Here is a 19,356-nt window from a genome sequence, read left to right as displayed (position 1 = left end):
CAGCACCATAGTGAAATTAGTAGCATAGCTGCCGGCACAAAGCAAGAACAAAATGCGCCGCCGGGCGCGAAAACACGAATTCCCTTTCACCACCTCGCCTGACCGCCCCCCGAAAGGTCACGCTCCTTCGCGTTCGCGCGCCTACCCGAACTTGCCCGTGCGCGGAAAGCCCTTCGGCACCATGCGACCGGCCGAGGCGCGGGCACCGATCCATTCGGCAAGCTCGTCACGCGATTTGGTGAAGGTGCGATCTGCCGAATCCTGCCAGGACAGGCCGCTGGCGAGCGTGAAGGTCTTGAGGTCGAGGACGCCGCCATCCTTGTATTTCTGCAGGCGCACGCCCTTGCCGCGTCCCATCTCCGGGATCTCGGCCAGCGGGAACACCAGCATCTTGCGGTTCTCGCCGACAATGGCGAGATGGTCGCCGGCGACAGTCACGCAGCGCTGGGCCTCGTCGGGCGCCTTGACATTCATCACCTGCTTGCCCTTGCGGGTGTTGGCGACGACCTCCTCTTCCTGCACGATGAAACCGTTGCCGTCATGCGAAACCAGCAGCAGCTTGCGCTTGGGATCATGGACGAAGGCGGTGACGATATCCTGGTCGTTGTCCATGTCGACGATGATGCGGATCGGCTCACCATGGCCACGCCCACCCGGCAGCCGGTCGGCGCCGATCGTGTAGAACTTGCCGCCGGTGGTGAAGACCAGCACCTTGTCGGTCGTCTGGGCATGGAAGGCGAGCTTGAGGCTGTCGCCTTCCTTGAAGGTCAGGGCCGAGTGATCGGTCAGATGACCTTTCATGGCCCTCAGCCAGCCCTTTTCCGATACGACGACGGTGACCGGCTCGCGCTCGATCATGGCGTGGGCGATATCGGTCAGGTCATGTTCGGGTGCATCTGCGAACTCGGTCCGGCGCTTGCCGATCTCGGTCTCGGGCCCATATTTCTGGCGAACATTGGCGACTTCCCACTTGATCGTCGCCCACTGCTTGGCGTCGGACGCAAGTAGCGCCTCGATCTGCTTCTTCTCGCCGGTCAGGCCGTTGAATTCCTCACGAATCTCGAATTCCTCGAGCTTGCGCAGCGCCCTCAGCCGCATGTTGAGGATGGCTTCGGCCTGGGTGTCGGTGAGTGACCAGCGGGCCATCATCACCTGCTTGGGCTCGTCCTCCTCGCGGATGATCCTGATCACCTCGTCGATGTTGAGGTAGGCGATCAGATAGCCGGCGAGGATCTCCAGCCGCCTCTCGATCTCGCCGAGACGGTGCTTGGAGCGGCGGATCAAGACGTCGCGGCGGTGCTCCAGCCATTCCTTGAGCACGCCTTTCAGCGACAGCACGTTCGGTACCTTGCCGCGCGACAACACGTTCATGTTGAGCGGAAAGCGGCTTTCGAGCTCGGTCAGCTTGAATAGCGATTCCATCATGATGCCGGGATCGACCGAGCGGCTCTTCGGCACCAGCACAACGCGGATGTCCTCGGCGCTCTCGTCGCGGATATCCTCGAGCAACGGAAGCTTGCGCGCCATCAAGAGCTCGGCGATCTTTTCGATCAGCCTGGCCTTCTGGACGCCGTAGGGGATCTCGGTGACGACTATGTTCCAGGTGCCCCTGCCCTGGTCCTCCTGGCTCCATTTCGCCCTGACGCGAAAGCCGCCGCGACCCGTTTCGTAGGCTTCGAGGATCGAGGCTCGGCTGTCGACGATGATGCCGCCGGTCGGGAAATCCGGACCTTGCACGAAGTCCATCAGCTTGGTGACGGGCGCATCCGGATGATCGATCAGGTGAAGCGCGGCGTCGCAAAGCTCGGCCGCATTGTGCGGCGGGATCGAGGTCGCCATGCCGACGGCGATGCCGGACGAGCCGTTGGCAAGCAGGTTCGGGAAGGCGCCGGGCAGCACGGCCGGCTCCTCGTCTTCCTCGTTGTAGGTCGGGCGGAAATCGACCGCGTCCTCGGTGATGCCTTCCAGCAGCAGCGTCGACACGTCGGTCATGCGCGCTTCGGTGTAGCGCATGGCGGCGGCGTTATCGCCGTCGATATTGCCGAAATTGCCCTGCCCGTCGACCAGCGGGTAGCGCATCGAAAAATCCTGCGCCAACCGCACCAACGCGTCGTAGATCGACTGGTCGCCATGTGGATGGAACTTGCCCATCACCTCGCCGACGATGCGGGCGCATTTGGCAAAGCCCTGGTCGGGGTTGAGCCGCAACAAGCGCATGGCATGCATTATGCGGCGATGCACCGGCTTCAACCCGTCGCGCACGTCCGGCAGCGCCCGGTGCATGATGGTCGACAGCGCGTAGGCGAGATAGCGCTCTTCCAGCGCCTTCTTCAGATCGACCGGCTCGATATTGTCGCCGCCGCCAGTTTCAGGCGGCAAAAGCCTTTTTCCCATGGGCTGGCACTAGCCGAGCGGGTGATTCGCGGCAAGAGGCGCCGGCATACGTCCTCCTAAAGCGCGTCGCGTTCGACCGGCCTTATGCGCGCGCTTTAGGTCCTTGTTTTGATCCATGTCGCGCAAAGCCGCTGCACACTTTTGCGCGACCTGCATTGTGCAACAGGAATTGGAAGCGTCGCGACGCCGGCCAACATCAATCCGTTACATCCGGCTTCTATCGCAAGCCTGATGGATCGGGTTTGCCTTTGGCCGCGATTTTCGACCATTGTGCCGAGGCCCGCCTTTTTCCGGTCCAGTTCGTCGCTGAATGGTGACGACGCGACGATTTGAAAAGAATTTCAGGACACTCTCAGGGGAGCTCTCGATGACGATCAGACACTCGACACTTATTAAAAGACTGGCTTTTTCGACCTTTTTGCTGACGCTGCCGCTGAATGCGGCGTTCGCGCAGGATACCGCGGTTGCCGACCGGCTGAAGGCTGCCCTCGCCGCCCAGGGCGTCGACCTCTCCTGGACCGGAGTAACCGGCGACACCTCCAGCATGGTTCTGCAAGGCGTAGCGGTCAAACCGGCGGCCGAAAAGGAGGCGCTCAAGATCGGCGACGTCAAGCTCGAAGGCGTGACCGAAGCCAATGGCGGCTATCAAATCGCGACCGTATCGACTTCGCCGTTCGAACACAGCGAAGATGGCGTCACGCTCAATCTCAGCCCCTTCGTCATCCACGACATGACGGTTCCGGCCGAAGGCGCAAGCGGCCCGCTGGGCTCGCTGATGATCTACAAATCGGCCGAGCTCGACAACATGACCGTCAAGGTCGCCGACAAGACTGCCTTCTCGATGGACGGGCTTGCCATCGCAATCACGCCGCCGGCCGACGGCAAGGCCATGGCGTTCTCCGGCACCACGGAAAAGTTCACTGCCGACCTGACGCTGGTCGAAGATCCGAAGTCCAAGGAAGTCATCAACGCGCTCGGCTACCAAAACATATCGGGCAATCTTGAGATGGAAGGCACCTGGCAGCCTACCGACGGCAAGATGGATTTGTCGAAATACGAAATTTCGGTCGACAATGCCGGCACGCTCGGCATGACCTTCAATCTCGGCGGCTACACGCTGGATGTCATCAAATCGATGCAGGACATGCAGAAGAAGATGGCAGCGCAGCCCGAAGGCGCCGACAATTCGGCGCAAGGCATGGCCATGCTCGGGCTGCTGCAGCAGCTATCGTTCAACAGCGCCTCGATCCGCTTCGACGACGATTCGCTGACCAAGAAGGTGCTCGATTATGCCGGCAAGCAGCAAGGCATGTCCGGCAAGGACATCGCCAACCAGGCCAAGGCGATCGTGCCCTTCGGCATGGCGCAGCTCAACAATCCGGAACTGACGGCGCAGGTTTCGGCCGCGGTCAACAAGTTCCTCGACGATCCGCAAAGCATCGAGGTCTCGGCCGAGCCGCCGGCAGCGGTGCCGTTCGCGCTGATCATGGCGGGCGCCATGTCCAACCCGCTCGACCTGCCGAAGACGCTCGGCGTGACGGTTACGGCGAACGAAGACTGACCGAGCTTCCAAGCAAAAGCCCGGCAGCGATGCCGGGCTTTTTTATGAATCCACAGGACTTGTTCGGAGCGTTTCCTAAACCTCTTTCTTCGTCGCCACGACGCGCAGCGACAATTCGCGAAGCTGCTGCGGGCTGGCTTCCGACGGTGCGTTCATCAACAGGTCGTAGGCCTGCTGGTTCATCGGGAACATGGTCACTTCGCGCAGGTTCCTGGCGCCGACCAGAAGCATGACGACACGGTCGATGCCGGCCGCCATGCCGCCATGCGGCGGCGCGCCATACTGGAAGGCACGGTAAAGGCCGCCGAAGCGTTCCTCGACGGTTGCGCGGTCCAGCCCGACCGTTTCGAACGCCTTGACCATGGTTTCCGGCAGATGGTTGCGAATGCCGCCTGAGGCGATCTCGAAACCGTTGCAGACCATGTCGTACTGGAACGCCTTGATGCCGAGCAGATCCTCGCCGTTAAGCGCATCGATGCCACCTTGCGGCATCGAGAACGGATTGTGCGCGAAGTCGATCTTCTTCTCCTCCTCGTTCCATTCGAAGAACGGGAAGTCGACGATCCAGCACAATTCGAAGCGATCACGGTCGACAAGGTTGAGCTCCTCGCCGGCGCGGGTGCGCGCCGCACCCGCGAAGGAGACGAATTTCTTCGGGTCGCCGGCGACGAAGAAAGCGGCATCGCCATCGGCAAGGCCGAGTTGTTGGCGGATCGCCTCCGTGCGCTCCTCGCCGATGTTCTTGGCCAGCGGCCCGGCGCCTTCGAGCTTCTCGCCCTCCTTGCGCCAGAAGATGTAGCCCAGCCCGGGCTGGCCCTCGCCTTGCGCCCATGAGTTCATGCGGTCGCAGAAGGCGCGCGAACCGCCGGTCTTGGCCGGAATGGCCCAGACCTCGGCCTTCGGATCGTTGGCAAGGATGTTGGCAAATACCTTGAAGCCGGAATCGCGAAAATGATCGGAGACGGCCTGCATCTCGATCGGGTTGCGCAGGTCCGGCTTGTCGGTGCCGTATTTGCGGATCGCGACATCATAGGCGATGCGCGGAAACTTCTGCGTCACCGGCTTTCCGGCGGCAAAGGTCTCGAAAACGCCTCGCATCACCGGCTCCATGGTGGTGAACACGTCCTCCTGCTCGACGAAGCTCATCTCCACGTCGAGCTGGTAGAATTCACCCGGCAGACGGTCGGCGCGCGGGTCCTCGTCGCGGAAGCACGGCGCAATCTGGAAGTAGCGGTCGAATCCGGACACCATGATCAGCTGCTTATACTGCTGCGGTGCCTGCGGCAGCGCGTAGAAAGTGCCGGGGTGGATGCGCGACGGCACCAGAAAGTCGCGCGCCCCTTCCGGCGACGAGGCGGTCAGGATCGGCGTCGAGAATTCGGTGAAACCGACCTCGCCCATCAGCTTGCGCATCTCGGCGATGATTTTCGTCCGCGCGACGATATTCTTGTGCAGCGTGTCGCGGCGCAGGTCGAGGAAGCGGTATTTGAGGCGGATGTCCTCCGGATAATCCGGCTCGCCGAAGACCGGCAGCGGCAATTCCCTGGCCGCCGACAGCACCTCGATCTCGCGCGCAAAAATCTCGATCTCGCCGGTCGGCAAATTAGGGTTCACGGTGTCGGCGAGGCGCGCCTTGACCTCGCCATCGACGCGGACGACCCATTCACCGCGCAGGGTCTCGGCGATCTTGAAGGCCGGCGAATCCGGATCGGCGACGATCTGGGTCAGGCCGTAATGGTCGCGCAAATCGATGAACAGCAGGCCGCCATGGTCGCGCACGCGATGCACCCAGCCCGACAGGCGGACGGAAGAGCCGACGTCGCTCTTCCTCAACTGGGCACAGGTATGGCTGCGGTAACGATGCATTGTCATTGCTAGGTCCGGATGTTGGTTGCGGCCAAAGCACGATGGCCCGGCCTGAAAATTTGCGCGAAAAGCACATGAGAGTGTGCATTTGTCAAGGCAAGCGGCGCCCGGGTGGCATCTCGGTTCGAACTTCGGCTTTCAAGCCCTTCGGACCTTGGGCGCAGACAACGGTGGACGATCTCGATGCCTCCCTGCGCTATTCTGCGACGATACTCAACCAGCCAACTTCCCGCAAAATGATCTCCGCAAGTTCCTTTGGCATCTTGCCATCTGTGGGTACCACAAACAGATCTTCGGCTGCTTCACCGGCCATGCGCCTGGCTTGTCGAAACGAGCGCTGTGCCTGCTCTTCCGCACCGGATCCAATCTCGCGCTGTGCTAGACGCGCGAGTATTGTGGGTTCCGTAGCGGACAGACGAACCACCGTAATCCGCGCGTCGGGTATGGCAGCAAGAATCCACCGCCGATCGAATTGGAGGTGCATCATGACACCCGACATAATCAAGCGCGAGTGGCCCAGCACCCGATATGTTGACCAGATCGCAGCCAAATTGATGCTGCTGACATCAACAGTTCCAGGCTGAATTCTTTCAAGGTCCTCGGCACTTGGGCGGGGGAACACTCTGTCGATTTCGTCTGTCTCGATAACCGCGTGAGCTATCTGCGCTGCGCTGAGTTGAGCGCTCATTTCCCAGCACAGCGTGGTCTTGCCCACGCCAGCCGGGCCGGTGATCAGCAGGATCTGCATGTCGTCTCGCCATTCGATTTTTGAGCGGGGACGTTCCGCGAACGATGGCGAGTTGGCAAGCCTCTGTGTGCGACGAAATGTTCAGCACCTCATCCCTTGACCCCGCCTGCGGTGAGGCCGGAGATGATCTTGCGCTGGAAGATCAGGACGAGGATGACGAGCGGCACGGTGACGATCACCGATGCGGCCATGATGTTGCCCCACGGGATCTCGAACTGCGAGCTGCCGGAGAGCAGCGCGATGGCGACCGGCACGGTTCGCTGCTCGTTGTTGGAGGTAAACGTAAGCGCGAACAGAAATTCGTTCCACGCACCGATGAAGGCGAGAAGCCCGGTGGTCGCCAGCGCCGGCCACATCAGCGGCAGGAAAACGCGGCTGATGATGATCCAGGGCGTGGCGCCGTCGAGGATCGCCGCTTCCTCCAGCTCGATCGGCAGGTCGCGAACGAAGGCGGTGAGCACCCAGACGGTGAACGGCAAGGTGAAGATCATATAGGACAAGATCAGCGCGAACGGCGAATTGTAGAGGCCGAAGGCCCGGATCAGCTCGAACAGACCGGCAAGCACCGCCAATTGCGGGAACATCGAGACGGACAGGATAATGAGGAGCAGAGCCGAGCGGCCGCGGAAGCGGATGCGCGCCAGGGCATAGGCGGCGGTGACGCCGAGGAACAGCGAAATGGCGACAACGGCGCTCGAGATGAACAGCGAGTTCACGAGGTTGCGCAGGAAGGTCCCTTCGGTGAAAACGGTCTTGTAATTGCTGAAGGTAATCGTCTTCGGCCAATAGTCGATCTGGAAGAGCGCCGTCCCGGATTTCAGGCTGGTGACGATGGCGTAGTAAAACGGGAATACCGCGACGACGACGATAACGGCGACGAGGAGGTAGAAAGCCGTGCGCTTGACGATCCACATGGTCAGCACCCCCACATGATCAATAGTCCTTGTCCAGTCTTATCCGGCCGAGCCACAGAACGAGCATGGTCAGCAAAGCGAGGATGAGGAAGAGCAGCGTCGAGGCGGCGGAGCCGTGGGCAAACTTGTCGAACTCAAACAGGCACTCGCGGGCAAACACCGACATCGACTTGGTGTGGATATTGTTTGGCGTGAGCACGTAGATCAGGTCGAAGATGCGCAGCGCATCGAGACCGCGGAAGATCATGGCCACCATCAACGCCGGCCGGATGAGCGGCAAGGTGATCTTCCAGAAAACTTTCCACGCGCCGACGCCGTCGAGCTTGGCGACCTCGTAGATTTCTTGTGGAAGCATCTGGAGGCCAGCGAGAATGAGAAGCGCCATGAACGGGGTCGCCTTCCAGATGTCGACAATGAGGATGGCGACCATGGCCGTGTCGGCGCTAGCCGTCCAGGCGATCTTGGTGCCGATCAGGCCGAGCTTGAGAAGGACGTCGTTGATGATGCCGAACTGGTCGTTGAGCATCCACTGCCACATTTTCGCCGAGACGATCGTCGGAATGGCCCAAGGGATTAGAATCGCGGCGCGCACGATGCCGCGGCCGCGAAACTTGGTGTTGAGCACCAGCGCGACGATCATGCCGAGCACCGTCTCGCAGGTTACCGAAATCACCGCGAAGCGCACCGTATTCCAGACGGCGCGCCACCAGACCGGATCGGCGAGCAGCCCGTCATAGATGACGCGGCCGCTCGGCATTTGCAGGATGGAGAAATAATTGGCGAAGCCAACCCAGCGACGGGCTTCGAGGTCGGCGAGCGAGGCATCGGTGAAGCCGAAATAGATCGTGCGCATCAACGGCCAGCCGGCAACGGCGGCGAGCACGATGAGCATCGGGGCAAGCAGCAGCCATGCCGAGCGCACACGCTGACGCGCCAGCAGCGAGCCTGAGCGTGGCGAGGTCACCAGGCGGTGCCCTTGAGCCTGGTCAAGGAGAACTCCAGATCGGCAAGGTTGTCGGCGGCCGTGCCCTCGCCGGACATGGTGTTGTGGACGGCGGTCCAGAACTCGCTCGATGCCTCATTGTACCTGGTCTTGGCCTGGGCCGAGGGACGCGGCACCGCGTTGAGGACAACTTCCTTCCAGCGCGGGATAACCGGCTGGGCGCTGGCGATGTCGGCATCGTCATAGAGCGCCTGAATGGTCGGCAGATATGCCCCCTTCAAGGCGCGGTACTTCTGCATCTGAGGCGAAGCGATCCATTTGACCAGCTCGACGGCTGCGGCCGGGTTCTTCGAATATTTGGAAACCGCAAGATTCCAGCCGCCAAGCGTTGCTGCCGGGCGGGCGCCCTCACCCGACCCGGACGGCAGCGTCGTCACCTCGAACTTGCCTTTGATGGGGGAGCTTTCGCTGTTGCCAAGCGCATAGGCGTAGGGCCAGTTGCGCATGAAGACGGCGTTGCCGGTCTGCCAGACACCGCGCGACTCTTCTTCCTGATAGGCCAGAATGCCGGGAGGCGAGATGGTTCCCACCCAGCTCCTCGCCATTTCCAGCGCCGCGGCTGCTTGCGGATTATTGATGGAGATCGTGCCGTCCGGCTCGATGATCTGACCACCGCCGTTCGACTTCACCCATTCGAGTGCATCGCAGGTCAGTCCCTCATAGGCGTTGCCCTGGAAAACGAAGCCCCACATGTCCTTGTTGCCGCCCTCGCGTTCCTTGTCCATGACAAGCTTGGCAGTATCGGCAAGCTCGGCCCAGCTGGTCGGGACCTTGGCGCCGTATTTGTCGAGGAGATCCTTGCGGTAATAGAGCGCCGGAGCGTCGGTGAATATCGGCAAGGCGACGAGCTTGCCGTCGACGGTCTGCGATTTGATGATCGATGGGAAATGAGCGCCGACGACATCCTTGGTCGCCGCGGTCAGGTCGACGAGCTGCTTTGCAAGCTGGGGAGCCCAGATGACGTCCGTCTGATAGACGTCGACGTCGCTGTTTCCAGCCGCAAGCCAGAGCCTGTATTGACTAAACTGATCGGTCCCCGAGGGCGGCACCGGAACCACGCTAACCTTGTTGCCGGTCTTCTTCTCGTATTGATCGAGTATCTCGCGAAGGATTCTCTGGCCGTTGCCGGTATCGCCCGACACCATGGCGAGGTCGACAGCCCGCGCCGGCCCGGCCGCCAGAACTGCGGCCACGGCAAATCCAGCAAATGCGGGATGAAACTTCATGATGACGGATCTCCCTTTGGAGCTTCAGGCAGCAGCAGAAACGGACGTCGATGCCCGACACCGTCCTCAGCACACCGGCAGCTCACAAGACGCGCATTCGCCCACCAGCACTGAACTACAAAGATACGCCTTGGGTTCCCAACACGGAGCATCCGGCGCGACGCGGTAGCGCAAGTTCCCAAGGCAACCTATGGCCCTGCCTGGCCCCAACGCCTCCGGGAATTGCCGCTGGCATTGGCGAAGGCGATGGTTCAAGAAGGATCAACGACAGGCTTTCCTTCATGTCCTCCATCCGCCCGCTGATCCCGCTCCTGATCGCCGCCGGCATCCTGCTCGGCGGCAACGGCCTGCAGAGCACTTTGATTGCGCTGCGTGGTGCGCAGGAGGGTTTTCCCGCTTCCTTTATCGGCCTGATGGGCACGTTCTATTTCGCCGGCTTTTTGCTCGGCTGCCTTGCCGTCACCCGCATCATGAAGTCCGTCGGCCATGTGCGCGCCTTTTCCGCGCTGGCGGCGATCGCCTCGGCGGGAACGCTGCTGCTGGTGCTGGTCATCGATCCGGTGATGTGGTGCGCCGTGCGCTTTGCCGGCGGGTTCTGCTTTGCCGGCCTGTTCACCATCATGGAAGCCTGGCTGAATTCCGGCGTCACCAACACCGACCGGGCGCGGGTGCTTGCCATTTACCGCATGGTCGACATCGGTTCGGTGACCGGCGCCCAATTCCTGATCCCGATCTTCGGCGCCGGCGGCTTTGCCATCTTCGCCATCATGTCGATGATGATCACCGTGTCGCTGGTGCCGGTTTCGCTCGGCGACCGCTCCAACCCGACGCCGCCGGAAGACGTCAAACTCGATTTAGCACGCGTCTGGCGCATCTCGCCGCTTGGCTGCTTCGGCTGCATCGCCGTCGGCGTGACCAACAGCGCCTTCCGCACCCTGTCGCCGGTCTATGCCGAGCAGATCGGCATGTCGGTCGCCGACGTCGTCACCTTCGTCAGCGTCGGCATTTTCGGCGGCGCCATCATCCAATATCCGCTTGGCTATCTCTCCGACCGCTGGGACCGGCGCTCGGTGCTGCTGATGACGACGTGCTGTGCGATGGTGGCGGCACTGGCGCTGGCGTTCGTGGCAGGCGGCAGCCCGTTCCTCAACTTCCTGCTCGTCTTTATCTTCGGCTGCTTTGCCATGCCGCTCTATTCGTTGTCGGCGGCGCATTCCAACGACCGCGCCGACAAGGGCGAGTTTGTGCTGATCAACGCAGCCTTGATGCTGTTTTATTCCTTCGGCGCCATTGGCGGCCCCTTCGCAGCCTCGACGGTGATGCAATATTTCGGGCCGAGCGCGCTGTTCGTGTTCAGCGCCACCGTCTATGCGATCTTCGTGGCGGTCATCCTTTTCCGGATGCGGGCGCGCTCTGCTGTGCCGGCGAGCCATCGCAGCCGTTTTACGGCGCTGTTGCGCACATCGACGGTTTTTGCCCGGTTGGCGAAGCGGAATGCCGATCCCGATGAACCCGCAAAGCCCGATAAAGGTGCTTGCGCTTGACGAAAGCGCGCGCGGCTGAAATTGAAAGAGACCCTATCCCTTGCCAAAAGCGATTTGATGCACGTCATCACCACCCAGAACGAACTCGAGACCGTTATTGCCGCTTTCGAAAAGGCGGAATTCGTCACCGTCGATACTGAATTCATTCGCGAAACGACCTTCTGGCCGATCCTGTGCCTGATCCAGATGGCAGCGCCCGGGGTGACGGCGCTGATCGATCCGCTGTCGCCCGACATCGACCTGAAACCGTTCTTCAGGCTGATGGCCAACGAGGCGATCGTCAAAGTCTTCCATGCGGCGCGACAGGACATCGAAATCATTGTGCATCTCGGCGATCTGGTGCCGCATCCGGTGTTCGACACCCAGGTCGCGGCGATGGTCTGCGGGTTCGGCGACAGCGTCTCCTACGACCAGCTGGTGCAGCGCATCACCGGCGCGCGGCTCGACAAGTCGTCGCGTTTCACCGACTGGCGCCATCGTCCGCTGTCCGAAAAGCAGCTCGACTACGCGCTCGCCGACGTCACCCATCTGATCGAAGTCTACAAGCACCTCAGCGCCGAGTTGGTGCGCGAAAACCGCGCCCACTGGCTGAACGAGGAGATGGACGTGCTGACCTCGCGCGAGACCTACGATCCGCATCCCGAGGATGCCTGGAAGCGGCTCAAGATGCGGCTGCGCAAGCCACAGGAACTGGCGATCGTGCAGGCGGTGGCCGCCTGGCGCGAACGCGAAGCGCGCGAGCGCGACGTGCCCCGCGGCCGGGTGCTCAAGGACGATGCGATCTACGAAGTAGCGCAGCAGGCGCCGCGCGATACGGCGGCGCTGAGCAAGCTGCGTACCACGCCGAAGGGCTGGGAGCGCTCGTCGACGGCGACGGCACTGCTTGGCGCAGTCAACGCTGCCCTGGCGCTGCCCAGGGAAGAGATGCCGAAGCTGCCGAAGAGCTTCCAGCCGCCGGAGGGGTCGAGCGCCGCGGCGGAGTTGCTGAAGGTGCTGCTGCGGATCGTTGCCGAAAAGGAAGGTGTCGCATCGAAGGTACTCGCCTCCAGTGACGACATCGATCGCATCGCTGCAGAGGGCGAGGACGCCGATGTGCCGGCATTGCAAGGCTGGCGGCGCGCCGTCTTTGGCGAGGCCGCGCTCAGGCTGGTGCGCGGTGAACTCGCGATCAGGTTCGACAAGCGCAAGATCGCCGTGTTCGATTTGTAGGCTTGAGCTTGCTCAGACAAAGCCGAGCAGATGCAGCGCCAGCCATATCCAGCCAAGTGCGAGAACGACCGCGCCCACGTAGAATGCCCTGCTGCGCAGGATTAGCCGATTGCTGGTCAAGTGGACCGATGCGTGAAGATAGCGTGAGACGACAAATATCCACATCAGCGCCAAGGTCAGATAATTGACGCCATTGGTCACGTGCAGCGTCAGGCATAAGACGTAGAAAAGCACCGGCAGTTCGAACTGGTTGCTCAGATTGTTGGCGACGGTGATGCTGGAACCAGGCTCCGTTGAGCGCGTCTTGAACTGGCCGGTCTTGGCTTCGCCCGATCTGACCGCACCATGGCGGCGCCGGCCCATTACGACATAGACGATATAGACCAGCAGCACCTGCGCCAGCATCGGCCAGAAGATCGCGGTCTGGTTCAAGACGCCCCCTGTCGTTGTCACCCAGCCTTCAAGGCCGTTTCTGAGCCATCAGAGTGAAAGCCGCAATGACGGTCACCGGCACCGCCAGAAGCGCGAATTTGGTGACGATCAGCGCCGAGGCAAAGGATAGCGAATCCGGATTGGCAGACAGGAAATCGGACAAAAGACGAGCCACGGCGATGTTCTGGGCATAGTCGGCGAGCGTGTAGGGCAGCACCAGCACAGCTGCGAATATCGACTGGGTTTGCGCAGGCAGCGAATGGAAATTCTTCAGCCGCCGGCCCGTTGCCAGGATCAGGCTGACCATCGTCAGCGACAGCAGCGCCGGAAACAGCAGGTCGAAGGTCAGGTAATGCCAGACGAGAATGATCTCGCTGCCACGCCGGCCGAGCGCCGTCAGCCAGGCCATGCCCTCATCCGGAGTGAAACCGGCATAGCGCATGTCGAGCGAGGGCAGACCGCCGCTCAATTGGCGAAAATAGAGGAACTCCATCGCCGTCATGATGATGAAAATCGCCACGGTGGCGAAACAGAGTGCGGCGGCGTGGCGCGACAGCCGCAGGATCATCGCCGCCAGATTGCGCCAAGGCGCATGGCGATCATGCTCCGCCAGGATAATTCGGGCTTTCGCGGGTAATCGTGACGTCATGGGCGTGGCTTTCACGAAGTCCGGCATTGGATATCCGCACAAAAGTGGCGCGCTCGCGGAAATCGGCAAGGTCGCGGCCACCGACATAACCCATAGCGGCTTTCAGGCCGCCCGCAAGCTGGTGCAGCACGCCAGACACAGGTCCTTTGTACGGCACCTGCCCTTCGATGCCTTCCGGGACCAGTTTCAGCGTGTCGCGCACCTCGGCCTGGAAGTAGCGATCGGCGGAGCCGCGCGCCATCGCGCCGACCGAGCCCATGCCGCGATAGGCTTTGAAGGAGCGGCCCTGGTGCAGATAGACCTCGCCCGGGCTCTCGTCGGTGCCGGCCAGCAACGAACCGATCATCGCCGCGCTGGCGCCGGCGGCCAGCGCCTTGGCCAGATCGCCCGAATATTTGATGCCGCCATCTGCAATGACCGAGACACCCGATTTTTGCGCCGTCTCGACCGCCGACATGATTGCCGAGAGCTGCGGCACGCCGACGCCGGCGACGATGCGGGTGGTGCAGATGGAGCCCGGCCCGATGCCGACCTTGACCGCGTCGGCGCCAGCATCGATCAGCGCCAGCGTGCCTTCCGCTGTGGCGACGTTGCCGGCCAGGATGCGAACCGAGTTGGAAAGCTTCTTGGCCCGCGTCACCGCATCCAGGACGCGCTGCGAATGACCGTGCGCGGTGTCGATCACCAGAAGGTCGACGCCGGCGTCGATGAGGCGCTCGGCCCGCTCGAAACCGTCATCGCCGACGCTGGTGGCGGCGGCGGCGCGCAAGCGTCCCTGCGCATCCTTGGTGGCGTGCGGGTTGAGCTGCGACTTCTCGATGTCCTTGACCGTGATCAGCCCGACGCAATTGCCGTCCCGATCGACCACAACCAGCTTCTCGATGCGGTGCTGATGGAGCAGCCGCTTGGCCTCGTCCTGATCGACGTTCTCCTTGACGGTGATCAGGTTCTCGCGGGTCATCAGCTCATAGACCTTCTGCGCCGGGTCGGAGGCGAAGCGGACGTCGCGGTTGGTCAGGATGCCGACGAGCCGGCCGACGGTGTGGCCGCCGGTGCCGCCGTTCTCGACCACCGGAATGCCCGAAATGCTGTAGGTGCGCATCAGACCCAGCGCATCGGCCAGCGTCGCCTCGGGACCGATGGTGACGGGGTTGACCACCATGCCGGATTCGAATTTCTTTACCTGCCGCACCTGCTCGGCCTGTTCGGCCGGCGAGAAATTGCGGTGGATGACGCCGATGCCGCCGGCCTGGGCCATGGCGATGGCAAGCCGCGCCTCGGTGACCGTGTCCATGGCGGCCGACAGGATCGGCACGTTGAGGTCGATGTCGCCGGCGATGCGGGTGCGGATGTCCGTCTCGCCGGGCATGACCTCGGAATGACCGGGCTGCAACAGCACGTCGTCAAAGGTCAGCGCCAATGCGCCGGTGGACGTCTCGATGATTTTTGCCATGGCCAGCCCTCGGAATGCAGGAAAGGCGCTCGCCCTGGATGGACAGCGCCGACTCGTCTTCTTCCCTTTCAGGATTGGCGCTGGCTCGTAACACGTCCCGTTGCCGTTGAAAAGCCGATGGTTGTGTAGTGGCGACGATGCATTTTGCCCCAGGTGCTGCACGACTTGCGGTCGCACAAACGTGACAGCAAATTAATGCGACATCCGGGCCAAGGCATGATAACCGCCCTACGTGTCGGTTTGGCCCCAAGGCCGGCAAGCAATAGCGACGCACATTTCAAGGCCGGATCCATCGTGAACCGCACCATTCCGCTGATCCTGGCGGTAGCTCTATTCATGGAAAACATGGATTCGACCGTCATTGCGACATCGTTGCCGGCGATCGCCATCGACATCCACACCAGCCCGATCGCGCTCAAGCTGGCGCTGACCGCCTATCTGGTATCCCTGGCGATCTTCATTCCGATCAGCGGCTGGATGGCCGACCGCTTCGGCGCCAAGAATGTCTTCCGCGCCGCGATCGCCGTGTTCATCATCGGTTCGGTCGCCTGCGCCATGTCCAATTCGTTGCCGGCTTTCGTGGTCTCACGCTTCCTGCAAGGCATTGGCGGCGCCATGATGACGCCGGTCGGACGCCTGGTGCTGGTACGCGCCACGCCGAAAAGCGAACTCGTCGCCGCCATGTCGTGGCTGACCGTCCCGGCTCTGGTCGGCCCCCTGGTCGGTCCACCGGTCGGCGGCTTCATCACAACCTATTTCACCTGGCACTGGATTTTTCTGATCAATGTACCGATCGGGCTGATCGGGATCTGGCTGGCCACGCGTTTCCTGCCGAAGACCGACGCCGCGCAGACGCCGCCGCTCGATTTCATTGGTTTCGTGCTGAGCGGGCTGGCGGCATCGGGCATTGTGTTCGGCCTGTCGGTGGTCAGCCTGCCGGCCCTGCCGCCGGCTGCCGGCTTTATCACCGTTGCCGTCGGGCTGGCATCGGCGGTGCTTTATCTGCTGCACGCGCGCCACGCCAAGAATCCGCTGCTGGCGCTCGAGCTGTTTCGCAATCGGGTGTTCCGCTCATCGGTGCTCGGCGGCGGACTGTTCCGCATCGGCATTGGTGCCGTACCTTTTCTTTTGCCGCTGATGTTCCAGATCGGTTTCGGGCTAACGCCGTTCCAGTCCGGCATGATCACCTTCGTCTCGGCAATCGGCGCCATAGGCATGAAATTCGTCACTGCCCTGATCTTCAGGGTCGCGGGCTTCCGCCGTGTGCTGATTTCAGGCTCGCTCGTCGCGGCCGCGTCCATCGCCGTCAACGGCCTGTTCACACCCGACACACCCTATGGGCTGATCCTCGCCATGCTGCTCGCCGGGGGCTTCATCCGTTCGATGTTCTTCACCGGCATCAACGCGCTTGCCTATGCCGAGATTTCAGCCGCCGACACCAGCAAGGCGACGCCGATCACCGCGGTGTTCCAGCAGTTGGCAATCGCGCTCGGTGTGGCGCTGGCCGGCGGCATCCTGGAAGTGTCGACCAAGATCCATGGCGGCCCACTGACGCTGAGCGACTTCCACACCGCCTTCTTCATCGTAGCGGCGGTGTCGGCGGCAGCCTCGCTGTCGTTCATGCGGCTGGCGCCGGACGCCGGCAATGCCGTGTCGGGACATGGCCGACTGACACCGCCGAAGACGCTGGAGCCGGTGAGCCCGCCGGGGAGTTGACCTTTGCTCGTGCTTACGGACGCCGGAGGCGCCCCCCTCTGTCCTGCCGGACATCTCCCCCACGTGGGGGGAGATCGGACGTGACATCGGCTTTCGCCAATATTCAACGTTGCAGGATTAGACAGCGCGCCGAAGCTGCCAATCTCCCCCCTCGTGGGGGAGATGTCCGGCAGGACAGAGGGGGGCGCGAAGGATCGCTACAGAGCGATTTTCACGCCGCGCCGTTTCCGCCTTTAAAATCCTTCGCCAACAAATACAGCTCCACCGACTCATCGCGCGAGGCCGGCGGCTTGACGTGATGGACCGAGCGGAAATTCCGCTTCAGCCTCGCCAGCAATTCGTTTTCGGCGCCGCCCTGAAAGGTCTTGGCGAGGAAGTGGCCGCCCGGCTTCAGTACCGACAGCGCGAAATCGGCCGCCACCTCGCAAAGATACATGGTGCGGATGTGGTCGGTCCGCTTGTGGCCGGTGGTGGGTGCGGCCATGTCGGAGAGCACGATGTCGGGCTGGCCGCTCAGCGCCTCGGCCAGCTTCTGCGGCGCCTGAGGATCGAGGAAATCCATCAGCAGCACCGGCGCGCCCGGCACCGCGTCCATCTCCAAATAGTCGATGCCGACGACGTTCGGGTGTTCCGCGGTAGATTTCGTACGTGCGGCAGCGACCTGGCACCAGCCGCCGGGTGCCGCACCAAGGTCGATCACCTTCATGCCTGGCTTGAGCAAATGGTGCTTGTCGTCGATCTCGATCAGCTTGTAGGCGGCGCGCGAGCGATAGCCGTCGGCCTTCGAGCGCTGGACATAGGGATCGTTGATGTGGCGCTGCAGCCAGCGGCGCGACGATTCCTTCAAGCCGCTTTTCTTCTTGATCTTCGTCTTCAGCACGCGAATGCCGGCGGAGCTCGGTCTTTCCGGTTTCTTGGTCATTGCTTTATTGCCTGTTTGAGCATGATCTTGTCCAAAAACCGGCAGCCACTTTTCGGGATCATGCTCTGCCCCGCCCGCTGTTTCGCCAGACGCCGTCATCGGCCATCAATTCGCTCAATATGCCCTCGCGCAGGCCTCGGTCGGCGACACGCAGCCGCTCCGACGGCCAGACGGCACGTATCGCCTCCAATATGGCGCAGCCGGCCAGAACCAGGTCGGCGCGGTCGGCGCCGATGCAAGGATTGGCGACGCGCTGCTGGAAATCCCAGCCGACCAGCTTTTCGACCATGCGGTCGACGCTGTCGCGATCCATCCACAGCCCGTCGACGCGGCGGCGGTCGTAGCGTTCGAGATCGAGATGGACGCCGGCCAGCGTCGTCACCGTGCCCGAGGTGCCTAGCAAATGGAATTTCGGGCTGGACAGGAGGTGGCTTAGCCGGTCGCGCCCGTCGAAGGCGCGCAGCCGCATTGCAACATCCTCGACCATGGCGCCAAAGATCTCGCGCGTTACCGTGCGGCCGCCAAAACGCTCGGCCAGCGAGACGACACCGACCGGCAGCGAGGTCCACGAGACGATATGGTTGGCAAGCCTTGGCGAGCGATGGCCGGTGAGGTCGATCAGCGCGATTTCGGACGAGCCGCCGCCGATATCGAACAGCACGACGCCTTGCGTGTCGCGCTCGACCAGCGAGCCGCAGCCCGACACCGCCAGCCGCGCCTCGGTCTGGCGGTCGATGATCTCGAGCTTCAGGCCGGCCTCGCGCTCGACGCGCTCGAGGAACTCGACGCCGTTGGCGGCGGTGCGGCAGGCCTCGGTGGCGATCAGCCTGGCCTTCCTGACCTTGCGGTTGCGCAATTTGTCACCGCAGATCTTCAGCGCCTCGACCGCGCGGTCCATTGCAGCCTCGCCGAGCCGGCCATTGGCGGTAAGGCCCTCGCCCAGCCTGACGATGCGCGAGAAGGCATCGATGACGCGGAACTGGCCATGACGCGTCGGCACCGCGACCAGCAGACGGCAATTGTTGGTGCCGAGATCTAGCGCGGCAAACACCGGCAATTCCTGCAGCGGTGGCGGCGTGCGGGCATCTTGGCCAGGCCTTGGCGACGTTGCCGGGGCTGAGGGCGGAGGCACGTAAGCCGCGGGCTGGGGCGGACGCGCGGCCGGGGTCTCGCCGGCGGCGGGCACCGAAGCGCCGACCGCCAGCGGACGAGCCTCGTCGCGTGCGAAAACCTTGCGCCCGCGCCGGCGCTTGCGCCGCTTCTTGGGTTTGCCGTTCTGATGCGGGCCTTTTTGGTCTTGGCCCTTTTGGTGCTGGGACGTGTCGCTAGCCTGTCCATTGCTGGACCGGGGCTGCACCTGACGGCCGTAGCGTCCGGTGGATGGGCTTGCCTGGCCGGACGGCGTCGGCGAACCCCTGGACACGCCCACTTCCGGCGCACCAGCGCCGGCTTCGTGGTCTTCCACTGTGGTTCCTTCCGGCGCCGCGCGAACCGGAGACCGGACGCAGCAGGCGCATTTACATGTTCAAGTTGCCGCCAGACTATCAGCGCCGGGCCGGATCACCAAGAGTGCTCGCGGCGAATTTTGCCGGCGGCGTGAAGGCGGCGACGTCGGTGACCCCTTCTCCCCTTGCGGGCCTGTTGCGTAATTCGCTGATTGTGATTCTCTGAGGTGGACGGTCTGAGGGAATCGCGATGGCAGTGAAGCAGACGGGCCAG

Annotated in this window: 16 protein-coding genes; 5 read left to right on the top strand and 11 right to left on the bottom strand. The window is 62.6% G+C overall.

The genetic code is table 11. From position 1 onward, the window contains the following. Positions 1–141: 141 nt before the first annotated feature. Positions 142–2,394 (bottom strand): DNA topoisomerase IV subunit A, encoded by a 2,253-nt coding sequence (gene parC, locus NKG95_RS14545; protein ID WP_353041232.1) that lies wholly within the window; start codon positions 2,392–2,394, stop codon positions 142–144. Positions 2,395–2,761: 367 nt separating this feature from the next. Between parC and NKG95_RS14540 the strand changes: the two genes are divergently transcribed. After that, positions 2,762–3,955, top strand: coding sequence for an aq_1923 C-terminal domain (locus NKG95_RS14540; RefSeq protein WP_352587811.1), 1,194 nt, complete (start codon positions 2,762–2,764; stop codon positions 3,953–3,955). A gap of 75 nt (positions 3,956–4,030) precedes the next feature. Here NKG95_RS14540 and aspS read toward each other — a convergent pair whose 3' ends face one another. The 5 genes from aspS to NKG95_RS14515 all read right to left on the bottom strand — a co-directional run bounded on the left by aspS (position 4,031) and on the right by NKG95_RS14515 (position 9,712). Beyond that, positions 4,031–5,821 carry an aspartate--tRNA ligase gene (aspS, locus tag NKG95_RS14535; protein WP_023717247.1) on the bottom strand — a complete coding sequence of 597 codons (1,791 nt, stop codon included), beginning with the start codon at positions 5,819–5,821 and terminating at the stop codon, positions 4,031–4,033. A 196-nt stretch (positions 5,822–6,017) separates the two neighbouring features. Next, positions 6,018–6,569: an AAA family ATPase gene (locus tag NKG95_RS14530; protein WP_023717246.1), complete on the bottom strand. Its 552-nt coding sequence runs from the start codon at positions 6,567–6,569 to the stop codon at positions 6,018–6,020. Between the two features lie 89 nt (positions 6,570–6,658). Beyond that, the gene (locus NKG95_RS14525) at positions 6,659–7,483 is read right to left on the bottom strand and encodes a carbohydrate ABC transporter permease (protein ID WP_353041372.1); all 825 of its coding nucleotides are present in this window, start codon (positions 7,481–7,483) and stop codon (positions 6,659–6,661) included. Positions 7,484–7,502: 19 nt separating this feature from the next. Next, entirely contained in the window at positions 7,503–8,375 is an 873-nt protein-coding gene (locus NKG95_RS14520; protein WP_353041370.1) for a carbohydrate ABC transporter permease, read from the bottom strand. Between the two features lie 68 nt (positions 8,376–8,443). After that, positions 8,444–9,712, bottom strand: a complete 1,269-nt coding sequence (locus NKG95_RS14515; protein ID WP_023717243.1) for an ABC transporter substrate-binding protein — start codon at positions 9,710–9,712, stop codon at positions 8,444–8,446. Positions 9,713–9,993: 281 nt separating this feature from the next. Between NKG95_RS14515 and NKG95_RS14510 the strand changes: the two genes are divergently transcribed. Together NKG95_RS14510 and rnd are read left to right on the top strand one after the other, a co-directional pair. Next, positions 9,994–11,256 carry an MFS transporter gene (locus NKG95_RS14510; protein WP_352845138.1) on the top strand — a complete coding sequence of 421 codons (1,263 nt, stop codon included), beginning with the start codon at positions 9,994–9,996 and terminating at the stop codon, positions 11,254–11,256. Between the two features lie 57 nt (positions 11,257–11,313). Further along, complete coding sequence (rnd, locus tag NKG95_RS14505; RefSeq protein ID WP_023717241.1) at positions 11,314–12,465, top strand: ribonuclease D; 1,152 nt, start codon at positions 11,314–11,316, stop codon at positions 12,463–12,465. Positions 12,466–12,477: 12 nt separating this feature from the next. On the opposite strand, the gene NKG95_RS14500 is transcribed toward rnd, so the two are convergent. Genes NKG95_RS14500 through guaB form a run of 3 tightly spaced genes read right to left on the bottom strand, consistent with a single transcriptional unit; the run spans position 12,478 to position 14,999 of the window. Beyond that, positions 12,478–12,897, bottom strand: a complete 420-nt coding sequence (locus NKG95_RS14500; RefSeq protein WP_352587814.1) for an MAPEG family protein — start codon at positions 12,895–12,897, stop codon at positions 12,478–12,480. 28 nt (positions 12,898–12,925) lie between these two features. After that, positions 12,926–13,465 (bottom strand): hypothetical protein, encoded by a 540-nt coding sequence (locus NKG95_RS14495; protein WP_031193481.1) that lies wholly within the window; start codon positions 13,463–13,465, stop codon positions 12,926–12,928. A 31-nt stretch (positions 13,466–13,496) separates the two neighbouring features. After that, complete coding sequence (guaB, locus tag NKG95_RS14490) at positions 13,497–14,999, bottom strand: IMP dehydrogenase (RefSeq protein ID WP_352458563.1); 1,503 nt, start codon at positions 14,997–14,999, stop codon at positions 13,497–13,499. Between the two features lie 294 nt (positions 15,000–15,293). Here guaB and NKG95_RS14485 point away from each other — a divergent pair, with 294 nt between their 5' ends. Continuing rightward, complete coding sequence (locus NKG95_RS14485) at positions 15,294–16,715, top strand: MFS transporter (protein ID WP_352851970.1); 1,422 nt, start codon at positions 15,294–15,296, stop codon at positions 16,713–16,715. Positions 16,716–16,926: 211 nt separating this feature from the next. Here the strand turns inward: NKG95_RS14485 and NKG95_RS14480 are convergent, their stop codons facing one another. After that, on the bottom strand, positions 16,927–17,637 hold the full coding sequence (locus tag NKG95_RS14480; protein ID WP_353041231.1) for an RlmE family RNA methyltransferase: 711 nt from the start codon (positions 17,635–17,637) through the stop codon (positions 16,927–16,929). 58 nt (positions 17,638–17,695) lie between these two features. Further along, positions 17,696–19,102, bottom strand: coding sequence for a Ppx/GppA phosphatase family protein (locus NKG95_RS14475; protein ID WP_353041230.1), 1,407 nt, complete (start codon positions 19,100–19,102; stop codon positions 17,696–17,698). 56 nt (positions 19,103–19,158) lie between these two features. Here NKG95_RS14475 and NKG95_RS14470 point away from each other — a divergent pair, with 56 nt between their 5' ends. Then, the gene (locus NKG95_RS14470) at positions 19,159–19,308 is read left to right on the top strand and encodes a hypothetical protein (RefSeq protein WP_353041228.1); all 150 of its coding nucleotides are present in this window, start codon (positions 19,159–19,161) and stop codon (positions 19,306–19,308) included. Positions 19,309–19,356 lie beyond the last annotated feature (48 nt).

The organism is Mesorhizobium sp. M1423, assembly GCF_040317575.1.
Lineage (GTDB): Bacteria > Pseudomonadota > Alphaproteobacteria > Rhizobiales > Rhizobiaceae > Mesorhizobium.
The sequence above is the reverse complement of the archived record's forward strand: the minus strand, read 5'-3'. Positions and strand labels throughout refer to the sequence as shown.

What these genes read in the sequence shown, in the direction of transcription:
- parC (WP_353041232.1), bottom strand. Translation starts at nt 2,394, where the DNA reads ATGGGAAAAAGGCTTTTGCCGCCTGAAACTGGCGGCGGCGACAATATC.
- NKG95_RS14540 (WP_352587811.1), top strand. Translation starts at nt 2,762, where the DNA reads ATGACGATCAGACACTCGACACTTATTAAAAGACTGGCTTTTTCGACC.
- aspS (WP_023717247.1), bottom strand. Translation starts at nt 5,821, where the DNA reads ATGCATCGTTACCGCAGCCATACCTGTGCCCAGTTGAGGAAGAGCGAC.
- NKG95_RS14530 (WP_023717246.1), bottom strand. Translation starts at nt 6,569, where the DNA reads ATGCAGATCCTGCTGATCACCGGCCCGGCTGGCGTGGGCAAGACCACG.
- NKG95_RS14525 (WP_353041372.1), bottom strand. Translation starts at nt 7,483, where the DNA reads ATGTGGATCGTCAAGCGCACGGCTTTCTACCTCCTCGTCGCCGTTATC.
- NKG95_RS14520 (WP_353041370.1), bottom strand. Translation starts at nt 8,375, where the DNA reads ATGCTCATCGTGCTCGCCGCCGTTGCCGGCTGGCCGTTGATGCGCACG.
- NKG95_RS14515 (WP_023717243.1), bottom strand. Translation starts at nt 9,712, where the DNA reads ATGAAGTTTCATCCCGCATTTGCTGGATTTGCCGTGGCCGCAGTTCTG.
- NKG95_RS14510 (WP_352845138.1), top strand. Translation starts at nt 9,994, where the DNA reads ATGTCCTCCATCCGCCCGCTGATCCCGCTCCTGATCGCCGCCGGCATC.
- rnd (WP_023717241.1), top strand. Translation starts at nt 11,314, where the DNA reads ATGCACGTCATCACCACCCAGAACGAACTCGAGACCGTTATTGCCGCT.
- NKG95_RS14495 (WP_031193481.1), bottom strand. Translation starts at nt 13,465, where the DNA reads ATGATCCTGCGGCTGTCGCGCCACGCCGCCGCACTCTGTTTCGCCACC.
- guaB (WP_352458563.1), bottom strand. Translation starts at nt 14,999, where the DNA reads ATGGCAAAAATCATCGAGACGTCCACCGGCGCATTGGCGCTGACCTTT.
- NKG95_RS14480 (WP_353041231.1), bottom strand. Translation starts at nt 17,637, where the DNA reads ATGACCAAGAAACCGGAAAGACCGAGCTCCGCCGGCATTCGCGTGCTG.
- NKG95_RS14470 (WP_353041228.1), top strand. Translation starts at nt 19,159, where the DNA reads ATGTTCAAGTTGCCGCCAGACTATCAGCGCCGGGCCGGATCACCAAGA.